Source organism: Longimicrobium sp. (assembly GCF_036399935.1).
GTDB lineage: Bacteria > Gemmatimonadota > Gemmatimonadetes > Longimicrobiales > Longimicrobiaceae > Longimicrobium.
Genome location: NZ_DASWMD010000007.1, coordinates 230,340 through 249,953, shown reverse-complemented (window position 1 = coordinate 249,953; position 19,614 = coordinate 230,340). Strand labels below are relative to the sequence as shown.

The 19,614-nt window shown below is 70.3% G+C and carries 20 protein-coding genes and 1 pseudogene; 6 read left to right on the top strand and 15 right to left on the bottom strand.

Annotation, left to right across the window (positions count from 1 at the left end):
* Positions 1-14: 14 nt before the first annotated feature.
* Positions 15-1,019, bottom strand: coding sequence for a sugar phosphate nucleotidyltransferase (locus VGB24_RS03295; protein WP_331071531.1), 1,005 nt, complete (start codon positions 1,017-1,019; stop codon positions 15-17).
* Positions 1,020-1,532: 513 nt separating this feature from the next.
* Here VGB24_RS03295 and VGB24_RS03290 point away from each other — a divergent pair.
* Both VGB24_RS03290 and VGB24_RS03285 read left to right on the top strand, forming a co-directional pair.
* Entirely contained in the window at positions 1,533-1,922 is a 390-nt protein-coding gene (locus tag VGB24_RS03290) for a DUF1499 domain-containing protein (protein ID WP_331071530.1), read from the top strand.
* Positions 1,923-1,937: 15 nt separating this feature from the next.
* Positions 1,938-4,391: a S16 family serine protease gene (locus VGB24_RS03285; RefSeq protein ID WP_331071529.1), complete on the top strand. Its 2,454-nt coding sequence runs from the start codon at positions 1,938-1,940 to the stop codon at positions 4,389-4,391.
* 87 nt (positions 4,392-4,478) lie between these two features.
* On the opposite strand, the gene VGB24_RS03280 is transcribed toward VGB24_RS03285, so the two are convergent.
* On the bottom strand, positions 4,479-4,661 hold the full coding sequence (locus tag VGB24_RS03280; protein WP_331071528.1) for a hypothetical protein: 183 nt from the start codon (positions 4,659-4,661) through the stop codon (positions 4,479-4,481).
* 194 nt (positions 4,662-4,855) lie between these two features.
* On the bottom strand, positions 4,856-4,996 hold the full coding sequence (locus tag VGB24_RS03275) for a hypothetical protein (RefSeq protein ID WP_331071527.1): 141 nt from the start codon (positions 4,994-4,996) through the stop codon (positions 4,856-4,858).
* 103 nt (positions 4,997-5,099) lie between these two features.
* Between VGB24_RS03275 and VGB24_RS25420 the strand changes: the two are divergent.
* Positions 5,100-5,666: pseudogene (locus VGB24_RS25420) on the top strand (AfsR/SARP family transcriptional regulator); the annotation flags it as partial.
* Positions 5,667-6,014: 348 nt separating this feature from the next.
* On the opposite strand, the gene VGB24_RS03270 reads toward VGB24_RS25420, so the two are convergent.
* The 7 genes from VGB24_RS03270 to VGB24_RS03240 all read right to left on the bottom strand — a co-directional run bounded on the left by VGB24_RS03270 (position 6,015) and on the right by VGB24_RS03240 (position 10,630).
* Positions 6,015-6,251: a hypothetical protein gene (locus VGB24_RS03270; RefSeq protein ID WP_331071526.1), complete on the bottom strand. Its 237-nt coding sequence runs from the start codon at positions 6,249-6,251 to the stop codon at positions 6,015-6,017.
* Positions 6,251-7,021: an enoyl-CoA hydratase/isomerase family protein gene (locus VGB24_RS03265; protein ID WP_331071525.1), complete on the bottom strand. Its 771-nt coding sequence runs from the start codon at positions 7,019-7,021 to the stop codon at positions 6,251-6,253. The genes VGB24_RS03270 and VGB24_RS03265 overlap by 1 nt, the downstream gene beginning before the upstream one ends.
* Positions 7,018-7,368 (bottom strand): AtuA-related protein, encoded by a 351-nt coding sequence (locus tag VGB24_RS03260; protein WP_331071524.1) that lies wholly within the window; start codon positions 7,366-7,368, stop codon positions 7,018-7,020. Before VGB24_RS03260 ends, VGB24_RS03265 begins: the two co-directional genes overlap by 4 nt.
* A gap of 16 nt (positions 7,369-7,384) precedes the next feature.
* Complete coding sequence (locus tag VGB24_RS03255) at positions 7,385-7,558, bottom strand: hypothetical protein (RefSeq protein ID WP_331071523.1); 174 nt, start codon at positions 7,556-7,558, stop codon at positions 7,385-7,387.
* Positions 7,559-7,702: 144 nt separating this feature from the next.
* Positions 7,703-9,178 (bottom strand): IMP dehydrogenase, encoded by a 1,476-nt coding sequence (gene guaB, locus VGB24_RS03250; protein WP_331071522.1) that lies wholly within the window; start codon positions 9,176-9,178, stop codon positions 7,703-7,705.
* Between the two features lie 221 nt (positions 9,179-9,399).
* The gene (locus VGB24_RS03245) at positions 9,400-10,041 is read right to left on the bottom strand and encodes a YkvA family protein (RefSeq protein ID WP_331071521.1); all 642 of its coding nucleotides are present in this window, start codon (positions 10,039-10,041) and stop codon (positions 9,400-9,402) included.
* Between the two features lie 31 nt (positions 10,042-10,072).
* Entirely contained in the window at positions 10,073-10,630 is a 558-nt protein-coding gene (locus VGB24_RS03240) for a hypothetical protein (protein ID WP_331071520.1), read from the bottom strand.
* Positions 10,631-10,893: 263 nt separating this feature from the next.
* Here VGB24_RS03240 and VGB24_RS03235 point away from each other — a divergent pair, with 263 nt between their 5' ends.
* From VGB24_RS03235 to VGB24_RS03225, 3 genes are all read left to right on the top strand, one after another.
* Positions 10,894-11,736, top strand: coding sequence for an acyltransferase (locus VGB24_RS03235; RefSeq protein WP_331071519.1), 843 nt, complete (start codon positions 10,894-10,896; stop codon positions 11,734-11,736).
* Positions 11,737-12,087: 351 nt separating this feature from the next.
* A complete protein-coding gene (locus tag VGB24_RS03230; protein WP_331071518.1) occupies positions 12,088-13,242 on the top strand; it encodes a hypothetical protein in 1,155 nt (384 codons plus the stop codon).
* A gap of 158 nt (positions 13,243-13,400) precedes the next feature.
* Complete coding sequence (locus tag VGB24_RS03225) at positions 13,401-13,892, top strand: hypothetical protein (protein ID WP_331071517.1); 492 nt, start codon at positions 13,401-13,403, stop codon at positions 13,890-13,892.
* A gap of 92 nt (positions 13,893-13,984) precedes the next feature.
* On the opposite strand, the gene VGB24_RS03220 is transcribed toward VGB24_RS03225, so the two are convergent.
* The 5 genes from VGB24_RS03220 to VGB24_RS03200 form a co-directional block, all read right to left on the bottom strand.
* Positions 13,985-14,245, bottom strand: a complete 261-nt coding sequence (locus VGB24_RS03220) for a hypothetical protein (RefSeq protein WP_331071516.1) — start codon at positions 14,243-14,245, stop codon at positions 13,985-13,987.
* Between the two features lie 5 nt (positions 14,246-14,250).
* Entirely contained in the window at positions 14,251-14,802 is a 552-nt protein-coding gene (locus VGB24_RS03215; RefSeq protein ID WP_331071515.1) for a hypothetical protein, read from the bottom strand.
* A gap of 96 nt (positions 14,803-14,898) precedes the next feature.
* Positions 14,899-16,518 carry a M28 family peptidase gene (locus VGB24_RS03210; protein ID WP_331071514.1) on the bottom strand — a complete coding sequence of 540 codons (1,620 nt, stop codon included), beginning with the start codon at positions 16,516-16,518 and terminating at the stop codon, positions 14,899-14,901.
* 273 nt (positions 16,519-16,791) lie between these two features.
* Positions 16,792-17,286: a hypothetical protein gene (locus tag VGB24_RS03205; protein ID WP_331071513.1), complete on the bottom strand. Its 495-nt coding sequence runs from the start codon at positions 17,284-17,286 to the stop codon at positions 16,792-16,794.
* Between the two features lie 574 nt (positions 17,287-17,860).
* Positions 17,861-19,579, bottom strand: a complete 1,719-nt coding sequence (locus tag VGB24_RS03200) for a M28 family metallopeptidase (RefSeq protein ID WP_331071512.1) — start codon at positions 19,577-19,579, stop codon at positions 17,861-17,863.
* Between the last annotated feature and the right edge of the window lie 35 nt (positions 19,580-19,614).

The window sequence follows — 19,614 nt, the reverse complement described above, 5'->3', positions numbered from 1 at the left end:
CCGCACTCACGCACTCACGCACTACCCTCGATCGTCACCACCGAGTGGTCCCCCAGGTCCACCTGCCCGCGCACCCCGCTGACCTTTACGTTCGTGCCGATCAGGGAATCGTGGAGGTCCGCGTTCTCGATCGTGGACTTTTCGCCGACGATGGTGTGGCGAAGCTTGCTGCCGCGGACCGTGGCGCCGGCGGCCAGCGTCACGTTCGGGCCGATCTCGCTCGCTTCCAGCGTTACGCCGTCCGCCACGTGCACCGGCTCGTGGATCGTCACGCCGTCGGGAACGGGGGACGGGGTGCGGCCCCGGGTGGTGCTCAGCACGTGCTGGTTGGTTTCCAGCAGCGTCTCCGGCTTGCCCGCGTCGTACCAGCCGTGGACCGGCTCCACCTTCAGCCTGCCGCCGTGGTCCACCATGTACTGGAAGGCGTCCGTCAGGTAGTACTCGCCCGAGGGGCCGGGCTCGGTGTTCATCACGTGGCGGATCCCCTCGAACAGCAGCTGCCAGTCGCGGATGTAGTACAGCCCGATGTTGGCCAGCTTGCTCACGGGCTCGCTCGGCTTCTCGATGATCTTCTGCATGAAGCCGTCCTCGTCCGTCACGATCACGCCGAACCGCTGATAGTCCTCCACCTCCATGGCCCAGATCACCCCCGCCACGTCCCCCGGCAGGCGCTTCACCAGCTCCAGGTCGGCGTCGAACAGCGTGTCGACGAAGATGATCAGCATCTCCTCCTGCACGAACGGCTCGGCCAGCGCAATGGCGTCGGCCGTACCGCGCTGCTCCACCTGCTCCGTGTACACGGCGTTGAAGTCCGGGTACTCGGTGGACATGAACTCCTGCACCTTTTCCTTCAGGTGCCCGGTGATGAGCACCGCCTCGTTCACCCCCAGCGTGCGCAGGTCGTCGAGGATGTAGCTGAGCACGGGCTTGTCGCCCACCTTCAGCAGGGGCTTGGGCACCAGGTGGGTATGGGGGCGCAGGCGGGTTCCCTTCCCCGCCACAGGCATCACGACTTTCACTCGGGAACCTCCGCGTGGTGATAAACGATGGGACTTCAAGATTTGGGGGCGAGCCGGGCGGGCCCCTCCCCCGGCCCCCATCCCCGCTGCGCAGGGGAGGGGGAGAACTTCTCGCCGAATTGGGCTGACACGGACGCATGCCGCAGCCGCCCCCCTCTCCCGGCCTCTCCCCCATAAACCCCATGGGGGAGAGGAGAATTCGACTGCACGTCCGCCGGCCTCGCGCACCTCTACTGGCTCCCTTCCCCCGCGCCGTTTGCGGGGGAAGGGCTGGGGATGGGGGGCGCCGGCCCGAGCACCGGGCCTGATTGTGCACACCCCAACCTGGACCTTCGCCCCAACGGTGGCGCGCTCGGGCACGATCCATACCGCGGCACCTGCCCGGCGCCGCCCCCGCGCATTACATTCGCGAGCGCATGCAGGGCCGGCGCGCTTGTGGCCGAAAACGTGCCCGATGAATCCGTTCCACCTTGGATACCCGTACTTCCCCGCGGCGCCCGGCCGCACCCCATCGTGAGCCTGTGGAACGCCCTGACCCGCAACCGCGCAGCGACGCGCCCAGACCATTCCGACGCTCGCCTGCGAGGGCGCGCCTACGCCGTTCCCTTCGCCCCCGTCTGGAAGGCGGCGCTGGACACCGCCACCGCGCAGACCCGGTGGACCGTCACCGAGAGTGACCCGCGGGCGGGGGAAATCGTCGCTGAATCGCGCACCCTGTTGTGGCGGTTCACGGACGACGTGCGCATCCGCGTGTCGCTGGATACCGACGGAAATACCCGCGTGGACGTGGAATCGGCCTCCCGCAAGGGAAGCGCCGACCTGGGCACCAACGCCCGCCGGATTGCCCGCTTCTTGCACGCGCTCGACCGCCACCTTTTCGGCCAGCAGCGCGCAACCCGTTAGCCAACAAGCGGTTAGATGCCACTTTCGGATGTCAGGAAGGCCTCGGATCTCGCCGGCGAGCGCATTCCCGTGCTCCCCATCCGCAGCACGGTGGTGTACCCGTCGGGCGCCACGGCGCTGCAGATCGGCTTCGCGCCCAACGTCGAGGCGCTGAACGCGCACCCCGAGCCGGAGCTGATCGTCGCCATCGCCAGCACCCTCGACGACGGGCACGACATTCCGCCCCGCTCGCTGGAAAAGGTGGCGACCGCCGTCCGCGTGCTCGACCGCCTGAACCTGCCCGGCGGCACCATCCAGACCACGCTGCAGGGTCTCCGGCGCATCCACCTGGACGACGTGCGGTTCGAGGACGGCTTCTACACGGCCCGCGTGCGCGCGGTGCAGGAGGTGCCGCTCTCGCCCGAAGAGGCCGAGCCGGTGGTGGAGCGCATCCTGGCCACCGTCGCGGGCCTCGCCGCCAAGGTAGACCGGGTGCCCGACGAGGTGCCGCGCATCCTGCGCATGAACCTGGGCGACCCCGGCCGCTTCGCCGACCTGGCCTCCACCCTGTGCAACCTGCGGCTCCCGGACCGCGACGCCGTCCTGCAGGAGCTGGACGTGGCCCGGCGGCTGGCCGTGGTGCTCCGCAGCGTGGAGCTGGCGTGGGACCGCGCCCGCGAGGTGGAAGCGGCCGTGGCGCCGGGCGAGGCGGCCGCGGAGGGCGAAGGCCAGCCGCGCTCCCCCCGCGACCGCACCTCCGACATCCGCAAGCGCATCCAGGCGCTGCAGGCCGAGCTGGGCGAGGTGGACCCGCTGGAGCGCGAGGCCGACGAGATGATGCGCCGGCTGGAGATGGCGCGCCTTCCCTCGCGCCCCGCCGCCGTCGCCCGGCGCGAGGCCGAGCGGCTGCGGTCCACCAGCACCACGGCGCAGGAGGCCGCGGAAATCCGCGCCTACCTCGAGGCGCTGATCTCCCTCCCCTGGAACAAGCGGGCGGGGGACGGGCGCATCGACCTGGCGGCGGTGGAAGAGGCGTTCGCCCAGGAGCACCTGGGGATGGACGAGGGAAAGCAGCGCCTGCTCGAGGTGCTGGCCGTGGCCGCCCTGCGGGGCGACCTGCGCGGCCCCATCCCCTGCATCGTCGGCCCGCCGGGGGTGGGAAAGCGCACGCTGGCCATGGCCATCGGCCGGGCGCTGGAGCGGCCCGTGGTGCGGCTGGAGCTGGGCGGCCGGGGCGAGGGACAATTGTTCGGAACCCGGCGCACCCGCACCGGCGCGCAGATCGGCAAGATCATGCAGCTGATCGCCGACGCGGGGGTCAAGAACCCCGTGTTCCTGCTGGAGGAGCTGGACGAGATCGGCCTGGGGAACGTGGAGGGCGATCCGGTCGAGGCCATGGAGGAGATGCTGGACAACGACAACCGCGACGCCTTTTCCGACCTGTACCTGGACGTGCCCTTCGACCTGTCGGAAACGTTCTTCATCGGCTCGGCGGGCGACTTCTACCGCATCCCGCGCGACCTGCGCGACCACTTCATCGAAATCCGCATCGCCGGCTACACGCCCGAGGAAAAGATCACCATCGCCCGCGACTGGCTGCTGCCCCGCATCGTCGAGGAGCACGGGCTGAAGACGGGCGAGGTGGAGATCGCCGACGAGACGCTTCTCTTCCTGACCCGCGGGTACGCGCGCGACGCGGGCGTGGGCAACCTGCGCCGGTCGCTGGCGGCCATCCTTCGCTTCATCGCTCGCCAAAAGGCCGACGGCGAGGCCGCGCAGTGGACGGTGACGCGCGAGATGATCGAGGCGGTGCTCGGGTTTCCGCGGTCCATCACCCCGGCGGAGATCCGCCCGGAGGTGGGCGTGGTCACCGGGCTGGCGTGGACCGCCTCGGGAGGCGAGCTGATGTTCATCGAGGCGCTGAAGATGCCCGGCACGGGGCGCCTGGTGATCACCGGCCTGCTGGGCGACGTGATGCGCGAGTCGGTGAACGCGGCGTACAGCTACGTGCGCTCGCGGGCGGAGGAGCTGGGGATTCCGCGCGACACCTTTGGCGAATACGACATCCACGTGCACTTTCCCGTGGGCGCCACCCCCAAGGACGGTCCCAGCGCGGGCGCCGCGGTCACGCTGGCGCTGGCCTCGTCCCTTTCCGACCGCCCCGTGCGGCACGACCAGGCCATGACGGGCGAGGTGACGCTGCGGGGCAAGATCCTGGAGATCGGCGGCGTCAAGGAAAAGGTGCTGGCGGCGTACCGGGCGGGGATCACCGAGGTGATCCTTCCCGCGGGGAACGAGCGCGACCTGCGCGACGTTCCCCCCGACGTGAGGGACCGGATGACGTTCCACAAGGTGGAGCGGATGGACCAGGTGTTCGACCTGGCGCTGATGGGCGAGCCGCGCCGGGGTCCACGTGCCGAGGTGGAGGGCGGTGCACCCCACGCTTCCCGCCTCCCGGAGCGCCAGGCGGCGCGCGACGCGAACCGGTAGCGCGGGACTCGAGCCGCCACGAAAAAAGCGAGGGGGCGGGCCCGCTGCGGACCCGCTCCCTCGCCCGTGTTCAGTGCTTTCGGGGGATCAGGAGCCCGAGCCCAGGGTTCCGCCACCACGGTTGGTGGTGTCGGTCGGGGCCGGCGGCGGCGGGGGCGGCGCGTCGTCCAGGGAAGCGGCCTCCGGGCGTGCGGCGGGGGCGGTGGGGGCGGTGTCACCGCATGCGGCGGTGGCGAGCAGCAGGGCGGCGAGAAGGGTTCCGCGGATCATGATGACTCCCATACAGGGGGGGTTCCGCGCCGGCCCGGCCCACCCATTCGCGCGGGCCGGGATGGTCGGCGCGCCCCCACTCTATCCCGCCGCCCGCACACGTCCCGCACGGCTTCCGCACGGCCGATGACGCGATCCGCACGGCCACCGCACGCGCTCCGCACAAGCAATCTCGTCACCGTTCAGTGGCGTTCCTAAGCGGCCAGCGGCGTGAAAAACGCAGGAATCGTCTGGACATGTTCATTGCGCCGGGCCGTGCTAAATGGGATAATTTCCGTATTCTTGGGGATCATGGCGGGCTCTTCTTCTACCTCGTAGCCGGTGTTCCTGATCACCTTAGGTCACCCCGTTCTGCACGACGCCGATGGCGCCCCCGTTTGCGGGCTGCGTCGAAAGGACCTCGCGCTCCTCATCTTCCTGTGCCTCGAAGGCGCGGGGGTGCACTCGCGTTCGCGGCTGGCGTCGCTGCTGTGGGGCGAAAGCCCCGAGGAGCGTGCCCGCCACTCGCTGACCCAGGCGCTGGGCCGGCTGGGCCGGGTGCTGCCCCCGGGCGCGCTCACGACGGAAAAGGAAAGCGTCAGGTGGGCGGGCGGCCTGGCGTCCGATGCCAACCTGCTGCTGGGCGCGTCGCGCGGCGAGCCGTGGAGCGAGGCGCAGTGGCTGTACGCGGGGCACTTCCTGGAGGGGTTCGACGCGGGGCGCGGAGCGGGCGACTTCGCCGACTGGGCGGACCGGCGCCGCGTGGAGCTGCGCAACGCCGCCCTGCGGCTGCTGGAGGCCGAGGGCGCGGCCGCCGAGGCGGAGGACGCGTGGGAGCGCGCGCTGCGGCTGGGCGAGCGCGCCGTGGAGATCGATCCGTTCTGGGAGGGCGGCCACCGCCGCATCCTGAGGGCCCTGGCCGCGCGCGGCGAGCGCAACCGGGCGCTCCGGCACTACCAGGCGTTCGAGGCGTGGCTGATGGAGGAGGTGGGCGCCCGCCCCGACCCCGACACCCGGGCCCTGGCGGACCGCCTGCGCCTTCCCGACCCGCCGCCCGAGGCCCCCGCACCGGCATCGCGCCCGGTGGACGCCAACGTCCCGGCCGTGGTCCACGCGACAGCGATCCCCGTGGATCCCGGAGAGGCGCCGGTGCCCGCGGCGCCGTCCGCGCGCCCGGGGAACGATCCGGCGCCCCCCGGCGAGACGGCGCCTGCCCCCGCCCGCAGGACCGCGCTGGTCATCGTGGCCATCGCCCTCGCGCTGCTGGTGCTGGGGTGGGTGGTCGCCGCGGCGCTGGCGGGGTCCGCGGACGAAAAAAGAGCCAGCGGAACGCGTTCCGCCGGCCCCGTGGCCCCTCGTCCCCTGCTCCACGCGCTAGGGAGCGGCGTCCCCGGGTTCGTCCTCGTCCTCGGCGAAGCGCCCGTCGCGGCGGCGGAAGCGGTCGGTGACCACCACCACCATCGCGACGCCCAGCAGGGCGATGGCCACCAGCGCCACCGGCTTGCGGTCCAGCACGATGGAGAGCAGCAGCACGGCCGCGCCGGCGAAGAACAGGCGCACCTTCCAGTGCAGCAGCGGGTCGGGCCCGTCGCGCCGCACCCGGTCCACCATCAGGCGCGCTCCAGGAATTTGGCGACGCCGGCCTTCATGTCGTCCGTCATCCGCGCCACCACGTTCACGTCGGCGCCGGCGTGGATGGCGGCGTCGAAGCCCATCCCGTCGCTGTGGTACAGCAGGCGCTTGGAAAGCTGCACGGCGGAGGGGCTGCGCGCGGCCAGGTCGTCCAGCAGCGCGTCGCGCTCGCGGTCGAACTGGGCGTCGGGCCAGGCGTGGTTGATCAGCCCCATGCGCTCCGCCTCGGCGGCGGCGATGGACTGGCCGCGTACGATCAGCTCGAACGCGCGCTTTTCGGAGACGTTGCGGCGCAGGATGGCCATCACCATCGCGGGAACGAAGCCGATCCTCACCTCGGGATATCCGAACTGCGCCGTCTCCGCGGCCACGACCAGGTCGCAGGCGGTGGCCAGCCCGCATCCCCCCGCCAGCGCCCGCCCGCGGACGCAGGCGACGACCGGCTTCTTCATCCGCCGCGGAAGCAGGAACAGCTCGGCCAGCTCCTCGACGTCGTCCAGGTTCTCCATCACCGACGCCTCGGCGATCCTGCGCAGGGCCGAAAGATCGGCGCCGGAGCAGAAGTCCTTCCCCGCCCCCTGGATGGCGACCACCCGCACCTCGCCGTCCGCATCCGCGGCGCGCAGGGCGGCCTTGAGGTCCGCTACGAGACGGGCGTCGAGCGCGTTGCGCTTGTCGGGGCGGTTGAGCGTGAGCCGGCAGACCCCGCCCGCGACCTCGGCGAGCAGGGCGTCGGTGGACGGGATCACGCCGGGGCCCCGGCCAGCCGGGCGATGTCGTCGTCCACGTCCACCTCCATGCGCAGGATGGCCGTCGAATACACCTTGCCCTGCGCATCGGTCTTGAGCGACACCGTGCCGCCGCCGCCCAGCGCGTTGTGGAGGAGGAAGTTGAGCGCTTCCAGGTTGGGCAGCTCGAACCGCTCCACGGCCCCGTGCACCATCCCCTGGAAGTGCTGCTTCACCCGCTCGACGGTAAGCTGTTCCACCAGCACGGGATAGAACTCCGGCTTCAGGGCGATGACGCCCACGTTGGCGGTGTCGCCCTTGTCGCCGGAGCGGGCGTGGGCCAGGTGAAGAAGCTGAATACGCGGCATGGGCCTGAGTAGAGGGTCAGTCGGTCGGTGTCTTGGCGCGCGAAAAGAGCAGCATGATGCCCAGCCCGATCGCCACGATCACGAGAAAGCCGGCAAAGTACAGCTGCCCCATGAACCCGAAGATCAGGGCGACCAGCACGGCCGCGACGATCAGCACCACCTTGAACGCGGAAGCGCCCCTGTTGTCCATTCTTGCACGCTCCATCCGGAGGAAATCGACTCGGTCGCCCGCGGGATTGCAAGGGGCACGCCGGGAACGGCAGTGCGTGAGTGCGTTAGTGCGTGAGTGCGCCAGGCAGTTGCTTCCGCACTCACGCACTTACGCACTTCCGCACTATGAGTGGTAGTTCGGCGCCTCTCGCGTGATCGTCACGTCGTGCGGATGGCTTTCGCGCAGCCCCGCGCCGGTGATGCGCATGAACGACGGCGCCGTGCGCAGCGTCTCGACGTCGGGGCAGCCCAGGTAGCCCATCCCGCTGCGCAGCCCGCCGACCATCTGGTAGATGGTGTCGGACGCGGGGCCCTTGTACGGCACGCGCCCCTCGATGCCCTCGGGTACGAACTTGCGCACGTCGGACGAATCCTGGAAGTAGCGGTCGGCCGAGCCCTCGCTCATGGCGCCCAGCGAGCCCATCCCGCGGACGATCTTGAAGCGCCGCCCCTCCAGCAGGAACGATTCGCCCGGGCTCTCCTCCGTTCCCGCCAGCATGGAGCCCATCATCACCGCGTGCGCTCCGGCCGCCAGCGCCTTGACGATGTCGCCGGAGTACTTGATGCCGCCGTCCGCGATCACCGGCACCCGGCCGGCGGCGCCCTCCACCGCGTCCATCACCGCCGTCAGCTGAGGGACGCCCACACCCGCCACGACACGGGTGGTGCAGATGGATCCCGGGCCCACGCCCACCTTCACGGCGTCCACCCCCCGCTCCACCAGCGCCGCCGCCCCTTCGCGGGTCGCCACGTTGCCGCCGATCAGCTGCGCGTCGGGGAAGGCCTCGCGGATGCGCGCCACCGCGTCGAGCACGCCCTCGGAGTGGCCGTGCGCCGTGTCGACGATCAGCACGTCCACCCCCGCCTGCACCAGCGCCGCCGCGCGGTCCACGTCGCGCAGGCTCGCGCCGATGGCCGCGCCCACGCGAAGCCGGCCGCGCTCGTCCTTGCACGCGTTGGGAAACTGCGCGCGCTTGCGGATGTCCTTCACGGTGATCAGCCCGCGCAGCACACCGTCCCCGTCGACGACGGGCAGCTTTTCGATGCGGTGCTTGTGAAGGATCTGCACCGCTTCTTCCAGCGACGTGCCCACGGGGGCGGTCACCAGCCCCTCGCGCGTCATCACCTCGTGGATGGGCCGCGTGCGGTCCGACTCGAACTGCAGGTCGCGGTTGGTGATGATGCCCACCAGCCGCCCGTCGGCGCCCACCACGGGAATGCCGCTGACGGAAAACTTCTCCATCAGCCGCATCAGGTCCGTCAGCGTCTCGTCCGGGCCGATGGTCACCGGGTTCTGGATCATTCCGCTCTCGGAACGCTTCACCCGGTCCACCTCCTCGGCCTGCCGGTCGATGGACATGTTCTTGTGAATGATGCCGATGCCGCCCTCGCGAGCCACCGTGATGGCCATGCGGCTTTCGGTCACCGTGTCCATGGCCGCCGACATCAGCGGGATGGCCAGGTCGATCTTGTTCGTCAGGCGGGTGGCGACGCTGGTGTGCGCGGGGAGCACGGCCGAGCGGCGCGGCACCAGCAGCACGTCGTCGAAGGTCAGTCCCTCGCCCACGAAGCGGGGCGCGGGCGCGTCCGGTCGGTTCATCGGTCCTCCACAATGCGGCGCGCCCGCCGGGCCTCGGCTCCGCGATGGCGGAGGAGGACGGCGGGCGTTTGGGTTGTCTCTGCGGCGTTTCGTCGTTCCATGGCGGAAGTTAGGGCCTTCCGCGGGGCCCTGTCAACGGGCTTCGCCGCCCACCCTCGCGATGGCGAAAAGCCCGCTCCCCATCGAGGAGGGCGGGCTTTCCCGTCCGATCGGAACTCGGTCTACCGCGCGCCGATCAGGTTGCGCAGGGCCCCGGGAAGCGCCGCGCCGGCCCGGTCCAGCACCGAGATGGCCTGCTCCAGCGTTTCCATGTCGCCGTGCCAGTGGTCCAGCAGCACCTCGCTTCCCGCGTTGCTCAGCAGGCGTCCCAGCGCCACACCGAGAACGATCACGTCGTCCACCTGCCCGATGAAGGGGGCGGCGAAGTCGGGGATGGCGTCCTCGGGGACGAAGAAGTAGGCGACGGCCGCGCCCACCAGCGCCTTGTCGACCATCGACACGCGGCGGTCGCGGGCCAGGCCCATCAGCAGGCGAAGGAAGCTGGGCAGCTCGCGAACGACGGACAGCGCCACCTGCGCCGGGTCTCCCCCGCTCCCGCCCGTCCGCGCGGACCGGGCGGGGCCGCGGCGCACCGGCGGCTCGTCGGCCGCGTCGTCGTCCAGCGAGAAGCGCGGACGCCTGCGCGGGCCGATCAGGTCCTCGTCGCCCTCGGCCGGCTCCCAGGGCCCGCCGGAGGCCGCCGCGCCGCCGGACTCCGCACCGCCGCCCTCGGAGCGGTGGACGCCTCCGCCGCGGCGCGGGCCCACCAGGTCGTCGTCGTGCTCGCCGCCGTGCGGCCGGGGATCGTCGTCGCTGTGCTGCACGTGCCCTCCAGGATGGGGTAAGGCGATCTGCTTACGGGGTCCGCGGCGGACCCGGGTCGCCGTCCGGCTGCCGCACCGGCTCGGGCTCCGCCGGGCCGCCGTTCTGCGCGGGCGGCGGCGCGCTCACCTCGTTCCACATCGTCCGGCCGGCCTCGGTGATGCCCGACACCATCCGCCCCGCCGTGTCGAACCAGCCCCCGCCCTGCGCGGGAGCCGGGTTGGGCGCCGCGGACGTGGGTTGCGCCGCCGGCGGAAGGGCGGAGGGGGGGGGAGGCGGCGGCTCCGGCGCGGGGGTCACCAGGTTCTCCACCTCGCGCACGACGGAGCGCCCCGCGTCGGTAATCCCCGACACCACCTTGCCGGCCGTCCCCACCACGCTCAGCGCGCCGCGGATGGTGCCGAAGGCCAGCCCCTGCTGCCGCATCTTGTCTTCCAGCACCTCGCCGAAGCGCTGGATGCCGCCCGGCTGCCGCACGGAGCGGTTGTACTTGGACGACATGAACTCGATGTAGTCCAGCGCCTGGTACAGCTGCGCTTCCGGAAGCGCCTCCAGGTGCCGCATCACGCGGTCGCGCAGAACGTCGTGCATCACGGACATGGCGGTTGCCCTTCGTTTGAACGGACCGGAGACGCGCATCGGTCGTGCCGCGCCGCGGGCCGGTGGGTGTCGGAGGCCGATCCACACAGGTACGCGCCGGCGCCCGCCGGGGTTTCGGATTCCCAATCTGTTCCACCACACGACCCCCGGCAATGCCGCGAGGTTTGCGGGCGCGCACGGGCCGGGATTACTTTGCGGCACGAGATGGCGCACACTCCGCGCCGCACGCACCGCCCGACCGACGCGCTCTGACGATGCCCCGATATCCCCTGAGAAAGCTGGAGCCCGCGGCCGACGCCACGGCGCTGTACGCGGAGTGGCTGGAGGAGATCCGCACGGCGCTGGAGCGCGGCGACGACCGCTGGGAATTGTGCCGCCGCACGCTCACGTCGCTCTTCTATCCCGGCATGCTGGACCGCGACCATACCACGCTTCCGCTGGCGGTGCGGGCGGGGCTGGCGCAGATGGACGCGCGCAACGTGACGCTGGAGCCCGAATACTACGCCGAGATCGACGACGAGGCGTTCCAGGCGCGCAAGCCGCTGCTGTGGATGTGGCAGATGTTCGACCGCAGCCCGCTGGGCGGCAACGTGCACCTGGGCGTACAGTTCCGGCGGACGCTGGCGCCGTTCCTCTTCAGGCGCGTGGGCCGCAACTTCAAGTGCTTCCACTTCGTGGAGTTCAGCTACGGGTACAACCTGGAGGTGGGCGACGACGTGGTGGTGCACCGCAACGTGCTGCTGGACGACCGCGGGGGGATCGTGCTGGGCGACCGCGTGTCCATCAGCGACTTCGCCAACATCTACTCGCACACGCACTCCATCGTGGACCAGGTGGACGTCAGCAACCTGAAGACGGTGATCGCCGACGACGTGCGGATCACCTATCACGCCACCGTCCTGGCCGGCACGCACGTGGGTGCGAACGCCATGGTGGGGGCGATGGCCGTGGCGACCAAGAACGTGCGGCCGTACCACGTGAACGTGGGCATTCCGGCCAAGTCGGTGCGCGTGAAGCCCAACGCCCCGCCCGAGGTGTACAAGGTCACCCTGCGCGAGGATGCTCCGGCAGCGGGGACCGGCGCCGGCGAGGGGTGAGGCTGGCGGTTCCCCTGCGGACCGATCCGCACCCACGGGATGTCATCCCGATGGGAGGCGCCCTCCATGGAGGATCCCACACCTCGACGGCCCCCACGCACCAGAGCCTGAAGTGTACCCCCTCTCCCACGCTGTTTGTGGGAGAGGGTGGACGAGCCCAGGCGAGGACGGGTGAGGGCCCCAGCGGAGCCGAGGCGAAAGCTTCCGTGACCGCTTCCGCGCCCGGGCTAGTACGTGGCCGCGGCTAGATCCTTCGGCCCGCGCATGACGGTGTACGGGCGAGTACGGCGCGCTTGGGCCTCAGGATGACAGAGTGCCCGCGTCGACGACAAAATACAAATCGAGCAGCAGATGACCGATCACTTGAACGAGGCAGCGGCGGGTACCGTGCCGGTGGAAACCACCGATCCGGTCAACGCGCGCATCCTCGCCGTTTCCGAAGACCGCATCCAGGGCTTTCAGGCCCAGCCGTTCCACGAAATCAGCCGGCTTTCCGGCGTGGACCTGGATACGGTGATCGAGCGCGTGCGCGCCATGCTGGCCGCGGGCGTCATCCGCCGCGTCCGGCAGACCATGCTGGCCACCAACCTGGCGCCCGGCGCGCTGGTGGCGTGGAACGTGTCCGCCGAAAAGCTGGACGCGGCCTTCAACTACATGTTCCAGCAGGACCCGTTCAGCGGCCACGTGGTCGTCCGCTCCACCGACGCCGAAACCACCGGCAGCAAGTACCGCCTGTGGACCACGCTCAAGGTGCCCCAGGGCTTCTCGCTCCAGAAGCACGCCGAATACCTCCGCCAGAAGGTGGGTGCCGAAGCGTACAAGCTGCTTCCGGCCAGGGCGCTCTTCACCCTGGGCGTGGGCCACGTCCGCCGCCGCGGCATGGAGCCCGGCGCGCGCAGCGACGAGCCCGGCGCGGTGCAGAACACGGCCATGGTGGAGTTGTCGGAGCTGGAGTGGCAGGTGCTGGGGCCGCTGAAGCGCGAGTTCGCGGTGAACGAGATCTCGGCCGACCCGTGGGCCCCGCGCGCCGCCGAGGCCGGGGTGCCGCTGGAAACCTTTCTGGAAGTCGCCCGGGGGCTGAACGAGCGCGGCGTGGTCGGCCGGTTCAGCACCTTCCTGGAGCACGTGAAGCCCTCCGCGGCGGGAACGCGGGTGACGCGGTACAACGCCCTCTTCCACTGGAAGGTGCCGCCGGGGCGCGAGATGGACGCGGGCCGCGAGGTAGGCCGGCACTACGTGATGACCCACGCCTACTGGCGCGAGGGCGGCCCCGAGTTCGGCGACGTGAACGTGATGGGCGTGGCGCACGGGACGGAAAAGGAGCTGGTGCTCGCCCACAAGGCCGCCATCGACCAGCACCTGGAAGAAGCCGGCATCCCGCTGGGCTACACCAACGTCTTCTGGGGCGGCCGCAGCGAGATCAAGCCTTCCGAAATCCTTCCCTCCGTCTACCGCGAGTGGTGCCTGCGCGAAGGGATCGATCCGGCGGAAATGCGCGGGGACTGAAGCACGCGAGTACGAGGTCCGGCGTAGAGCGATTCAACAGAGAGAACGCGGTCCGGGAGCGGGTGCCCGGGCCGCGTTTTTCCGTATATCTGATTTCAGTGCGTGCGTGCGGGTGCATGTTGCCGCGAAATTCCCGTTACGCTACAAAGACAAAGCGATTGGCGAAAAGCGAGCGAATGCGCGGAAATTTGCAGACGGGGCTTGCGGTTTCGGGTGCGGAGCAACATTTTCCCGTCATGTCCCAGGCATTGAACGACAAACAGGTCGATCTTCTTCGCTACCTGCACCGACAGGCCAGCCCCGTTTCAACGGCGGACCTGGACGGACGCATTGTGCGCGCGCTCAAGTCGCGCGACTGCATCGAAGAGCACAACGGCCGCGTGATGGTGACGGAAAGCGGCCGCGCGGTCCTGGAAGGCGGCGCCGTTCCGCGGAAGCGGCAGCGCCGGATCCGGGCCGAGCAGGGCGCCAGCCACGCACGGGCCAAGGCCATCCGCCGCGCCATCGAGCTGCTGGAGATGGCGCTGCCCAAGGAGGCCGAGGTGGCCGTCGGCAACATGTTCGCGTACGCCGACGACGTGGTGGACGGATTCCGGAAATACGCGCGGGCGCTGGAAAAGAAGAAATCGGAGCGGCCGGCGGCGGAATGACAGGAAAGCGGGACGAGCGGCTGCTCGTCCCGCTTCTTCTTTTCCCGACACCGATGTGCAATGTGGCGCCGTGACATTGATTCAGCGCTGGTTTACTCCGCGTCCTGCGTCCACTCCGTCAGCCGGTGAAGCAGCCGGTCGATGCGGTCGCGCAGGCCCAGGTCGTCCACGTGGGCCGAGGCGGCGCGCAGGTACGACACCAGCAGCCCGATCTCGCCCTGCGCCAGCTCGCGCGCGAAGAGCAGCGGGTTGAGCCCCATGTCCAGCGCGGCCGTCTCGACCGCCTGAATGGCGAGTTCGCCCAGCTCGCCGGTGGTGCCCCCGGCCAGCTCCGCCTCATGAAGCGGCTGCATCACCATCAGGGCTCGATTCCGGCGGCCGGCATGGCGTTGATCATCGACGCGAAGCTGCCGGTGAGCAGTACCCGCCACCGATCGTCCACCCGGCGCACCGGCGCCACCTGCACCTGGTCGATGCTGTTCCCCATCACCTGCATGCTCATGCGGTAGACCACGTGGGCGGTGTCGCCCTCCAGCACGTGGCCGAGCACGTTCACCCGCGCGGCCGACAGGACCTCGCGCACGTCCCCCTGCCCCAGCACCGAGCGCAGCATGCGCTCGTACAGCAGCGCCGGCTCCAGCGCGCGAAGCTCGGCGGTGTTCTGCACGCCGAACGTCTCGCGCAGGTGGGCCTGCGTTTCGTCCGCGGACACGCCGGTCGCGCTGGCCATGCCCACCATCGTCGTCTTCAGCTCGGCCAGCGCGGCGGGGTCCATCATCGCGGCGTTCGCGGCGAAGTCGCCGCTCTTGAACGTGTCGAAATAGCGCTGCACAACGGCCTCGGGCGTCTCCTGCGCCGCCAGGGCCATCGGCGCCAGCAGAAGCCCCGCCACGAGCAGAATCCGTCGCATCCCTCTCATCCACATCTCCTGTAGCTCGGTAGACCACGGCAGTGCTTCAACGCGCGAAAGCACTGCCGTACCTCGTGATTCCGGTACCGGCTCGGCTTACCGCGACGGCCGCCGGAACTCCGCGCCCGGGCTCCACGCCGGCATCTCGCTGCCGTTGGCGATCTGCAGGGCGTAGCTCAGCACCGCCTCGGACAGCTGCACGGCGCCCGCCAGATCGAAGTCGGCGCGGTACTCGTCGCAGGGCTGGTGATAGCAGCGCGCGGTGTACGCCTCCTGCTGCTGCGTTCCCCACCCCGCCGGCTTGCCCTCGTACTCCGTTCCCGCGGCGATGGAGATGGCGGGAATGCCCGCCTTGGCGAAGCTGAAGTGGTCGGACCGGTAGAAGTAGCCGCGCTCGGGGTGCTCGTCGGGCGCGGTGCGCCATCCCTGCCCCGCCACGAAGCGTGCGAACCCGGGCCCCAGCGTGCTCTTGTTCTCGCCGAGCACGCGGAAGTCGGTGGAGCGGCCCAGCAGGTTGCCGCCGTCGACGTTCAGGTTGGCGACGATGCTGGCGAGGGGCACCGTGGGGTTGCGGGCGAAGAACTCCGAGCCCAGCAGCCCCGACTCCTCGGCGGTGACGAAGACGAAGAGCAGCGACCGCTTGGGCGCGGGGCTCTGCGCGGCGAAGCGGGCGATGGCCAGGATGTCGGCGACGCCCGACGCGTTGTCGAGCGAGCCGTTGTAGATGGAGTCGCCGTTCACCGCCGGGCCGATGCCCAGGTGGTCCCAGTGCGCGCTGAACGCCACGTGCTGGTCGCGCAGCTGGGCGTCGCTCCCGCGCACCACGCCCACGACGTTCTCCGATTCCAGGTGCTGCACGGTGTTGCGGAACGCCACGTCCATGGTGATGCCCGTCCGCACCGGGCGGAAGCTGCGCGACTCCGCGCGGCGGCGCAGGTCCGCCAGGTTCAGCCCGGCCTGCCGGAGCAGCCCCGTGGCGGCGCTGTCGGTGATCCATCCGCGGAAGGCCAGCGGCGCCGGCAGGTTGGGATCGCGCGGCAGCATTCGCTGCTCCTTGGCCCACGAGCCCACCACGGTGTGCCAGGGATAGCCCGCGGCTTCCGTGGTGTGCACGATCAGCATTCCCGCGGCGCCCTGGCGCTCTGCTTCCTCGAACTTGTACGTCCAGCGGCCGTAGTACGTCATCGCCCGCCCGCCGAACAGCTCCGGCTCGCGGGCGCTGGCAGGCGGATCGTTCACCAGCACCATCAGGATCTTGCCGCGCACGTCCACGCCCTGGAAGTCGTTCCAGCGGTACTCGGGCGCGGTGGAGCCGTATCCCACGAACACGATCTCGGCGTTGGCGGCGCTGTTCTCGGCTGCCGAGCCGCCCCAGACGACCACGTCCTCGGGGTAGCGCAGGGTGCCGTTCGCCTTGCCGCCGGCCGACACGCGGATGCTGCCGGGCACGGCGCCCACGATGTCGATGGGCACGCGCTGGAAGTAGCTGCCGTTCACCCCCGGCTGCACGCCGCTTTCGCGCAGCTGGCTGGCGATGTACTCGGCGGTCAGGCGGCCGCCGCGGGTGGCCGGGGCGCGGCCCTCCAGCAGGTCCGACGACAGGAAGCGCAGGTGCCCGTCGATTTCGGCGGGGGTGATCCGCGGTGCCTGCGCGCTGGCGACGGTGGCGGCCAGCAGCCCCAGCGCCGCGGCGGAGAACAGGGTGCGTCGTTGCATCGGATGGATCGGAGGTTCGATGGATTCCAGGCGCCGGACGGATGGGTCCGCATGCGTCGTAACGTACTCGTCCGCGCGTGCGGCAACAATCGGACGAGGGGGGGGAAGTGCGTTAGTGCGTGAGTGCGTTAGTGCGTGAGTGCGAAGCAGCAACGATGGCGGGGAGGCGCGCGTTGTCATCCCGATGGAGCGATCTCACGAGACCTCTCCTCCACGACGAGCTCCGCTGCCGTCATCGGTGCACGGGCAGGTTCGGCTTGGCCGCCTCGCCGGTCAGCCTGCGGCGTCCAGCGCCGCAAGGACGAGGTTCACGATCCCGAGCGCGATGAAAATGCCGCCGACGATGAGACTCCACTGAAACTCCTGCTGTCGATCCTGGGCCGCGAAATGATCGCCCCAGGACTTCCGAGCGCGCCGGTTCGCGGGAGCGGCCGGCTTGTCTTCGTCGCTGAGGATGACGGCCACGCCCACGGCCAGGGTCCCAAGTCCGCGCAGAAGGCTCTCCAGCCCTTCGGAGAACTCCCCAAAGGCGATCCAGAGGAACAGGACGAGTACGACGACCGTGAGCGCGACGCCGCGCAGCAATCCGGACCGCTCGGCCGGCTGGCTTCGGCGCAGCGCACCCGCGCGGCTGAAATCGCCTGCTATGCGCAGTGGCCGTGGAGGCACGCCGGTGCTCGGCGGGCTCGTGGGGCGGCCGCAGTGGATGCAGGCCGGAGCGGCGTCCGAGATCTGCTGATGGCAATCGCTGCAGGTGATGGGCGCCATGGCTGCTGTAGGAAAGGGGCGAGGCGATTTGATTCGTGGGCGCGGCAACAATCGGGCGAGGACGGGGGAGTGCGTGAGTGCGTGAGTGCGTGAGTGCGTGAGTGCGTGAGTGCGTGAGTGCGGAGTCCCAACGAGAACGGCGGAGAGGCGCGTTGTCATCCCGATGGAGCGACCTCCCGATACCCTCCTCCACGACAAACTCCGCAGCGACTGAGGGATCCGCCACACAGCGTGCACGCGCACCACAGCCGACGGTGGACGATAGCCTGCTCCTGCGTGTGTGAGAAGATGGGCGTATGTGCGCGCCGCCAAGGGCAGCAGCCCGGCGCGTGGGCGGGTCCGGAGGCGCTCCGGCGAGTGTGTGGCGGATCCCTCAGTCGCTGCCGTCTTCGGTGTACGGGCCGGTTCGGCCTGGCCGCTCCATCGGGATGACATCCGCGGGCTAAGTGGTGATTCTACAGCGGGTTTCACTTCCGCACTCACGCACTAACGCACTCACGCACTTCCCCCAAAAACGAAAGCCGCGAAGATGCCCGTCGGCACCTCCGCGGCTCTAAACCTCACCGCACTCCGCCTACTGCCGGCAGGGCGCGTTCGGGTCCGGGATGGGCTTGTCGACCACCAGGCGCGCGTCGCGGTTGGCGATCTCCAGCCCCACCGCGCCGATGAAGCGGCTGATCGCTGCGAGCTTGTCGTACGCGATGTACTGCGGCTCGTCCGTCAGCTGGTGGTAGTCAGAGTGACCGCCCGTGGTGAAGAACGTCACCGGAATGCCGTGCTTGGCGTAGTTGGCGTGGTCCGACCGGCAGTAGATGTTCTGATCGTGGCCGTTGGCGTCCATCGAGTAGTCGAAGGTAAAGCCGTGCCGGCCCGACGTGTTCACCGACTCCACCAGGTCGCCCAGCTGCGTCGAAAGCCGGCGCGAGCCCACCAGCTGCAGGTAGCCCGGGCCGCCGCCCTCCGTGTCGCCCGCGGCGCCGCGGCCGATCATGTCGATGTTCAGCTGCGCCACGATGCTGTCCAGCGGCACCGTCGGGTGCGCGGCGAAGTGCTCCGACCCCAGCAGCCCCAGCTCTTCAGCGTTGTGCCAGACGAAGAGAATGGAGCGGCGCGGCTTCGGGGACAGCGACACGAAGTGCTCGGCGATCTCCAGCACGCCCATGCTGCCGGAGCCGTCGTCGTCCGCGCCGTTGTAGATGCTGTCCACCCGCGCCGGGCGCCGCGCGCGCACACTGTCGAGCGCGGCGCGGAACCGCGCCTTCTGCGGGGCCGAAAGGGTGTCGGCGTCGATCCCCGGCTGGTCCGCGCCCTCGGGGCGGAACAGGCGGTGAAGCACCTTCACCGAGTCGTGCTCCACCGCGTCGTGCTCGGTGCCCACGTGGTCCGGGTGCGCGCCGATGGCCACGTACTGCCCGCGCATGGCCGGGTCGCTCCCCGGGAGCACGGCGATCACGTTGCGCACGGGGTGCGGCGTCGGCCGCTCGAAGAAGGTGAACGCGCCGGTGACCGTCTTCCCCGCGGCGCCCACCTGCAGGTTGGCCAGCGGGGCGCCCATGATGTGCTCCGCCGCCGCGCTGCTGATGATCAGCCCGGCGGGAAGGCGGGCCGGGGCCTGCTCCTCCCCCTTCAGTTCCGTTCGGTCGGTAGACAGGAAGCCGCGCAGCCCCTGCCCGGTGAGGTCCAGCGTGGCGAACGCCACGCCCGCCGCATCGGCGTACTGTGCGTAGGTGCGGCCGGCGGCCCAGAACGCGAACGTGGGCTGGCCGTTCTGCCCCATGGGCGCGGCGAACACCACCAGCTTTCCGCGCGCCTGCTCGGGCGAGATCATCGTGCTCGGCTCGCCCACGCGGCCGCCGTACACTGCCTGCACGCCGCTGGCGCTGAACGCCGGGGCGAACTGCAGGATCTGGCCGTACCGGGGCACCGCGAGAAAGTCGGTGCCCACCGCGTAGCTTTGCCCGTCCACGCTCAACGTGGCGCCGGGGGCAAGGCCGCGCTGCACCATCGGCACGTCCTGGAAGTAGCCGCCGTTCTCCCCCGCGGGGCGAAGGCCCAGGCGGCGCAGCTCGGACGCGATGTAGGCGGTTCCCATGGCGTTGCCGCGCGTTCCTGCCTCGCGGCCCATCATGGAGTCGTCGGCGAAGGCGTACAGGCGCGTGCGCAGGTCCTGGGCAGAGATGGCGCCGGCGGTGGGCCGCGGCGCGTGCTTCAGGGGTTCCTGCGCACGTGCGGGATGCGCGGCAAGGGCGGCGGCCGCGCAGGCGAGCGCGGCAAGACGGGCGTTTCGGATCACGAAAACGGCTCCTGGATGGGAGAAGGATGGCCGGG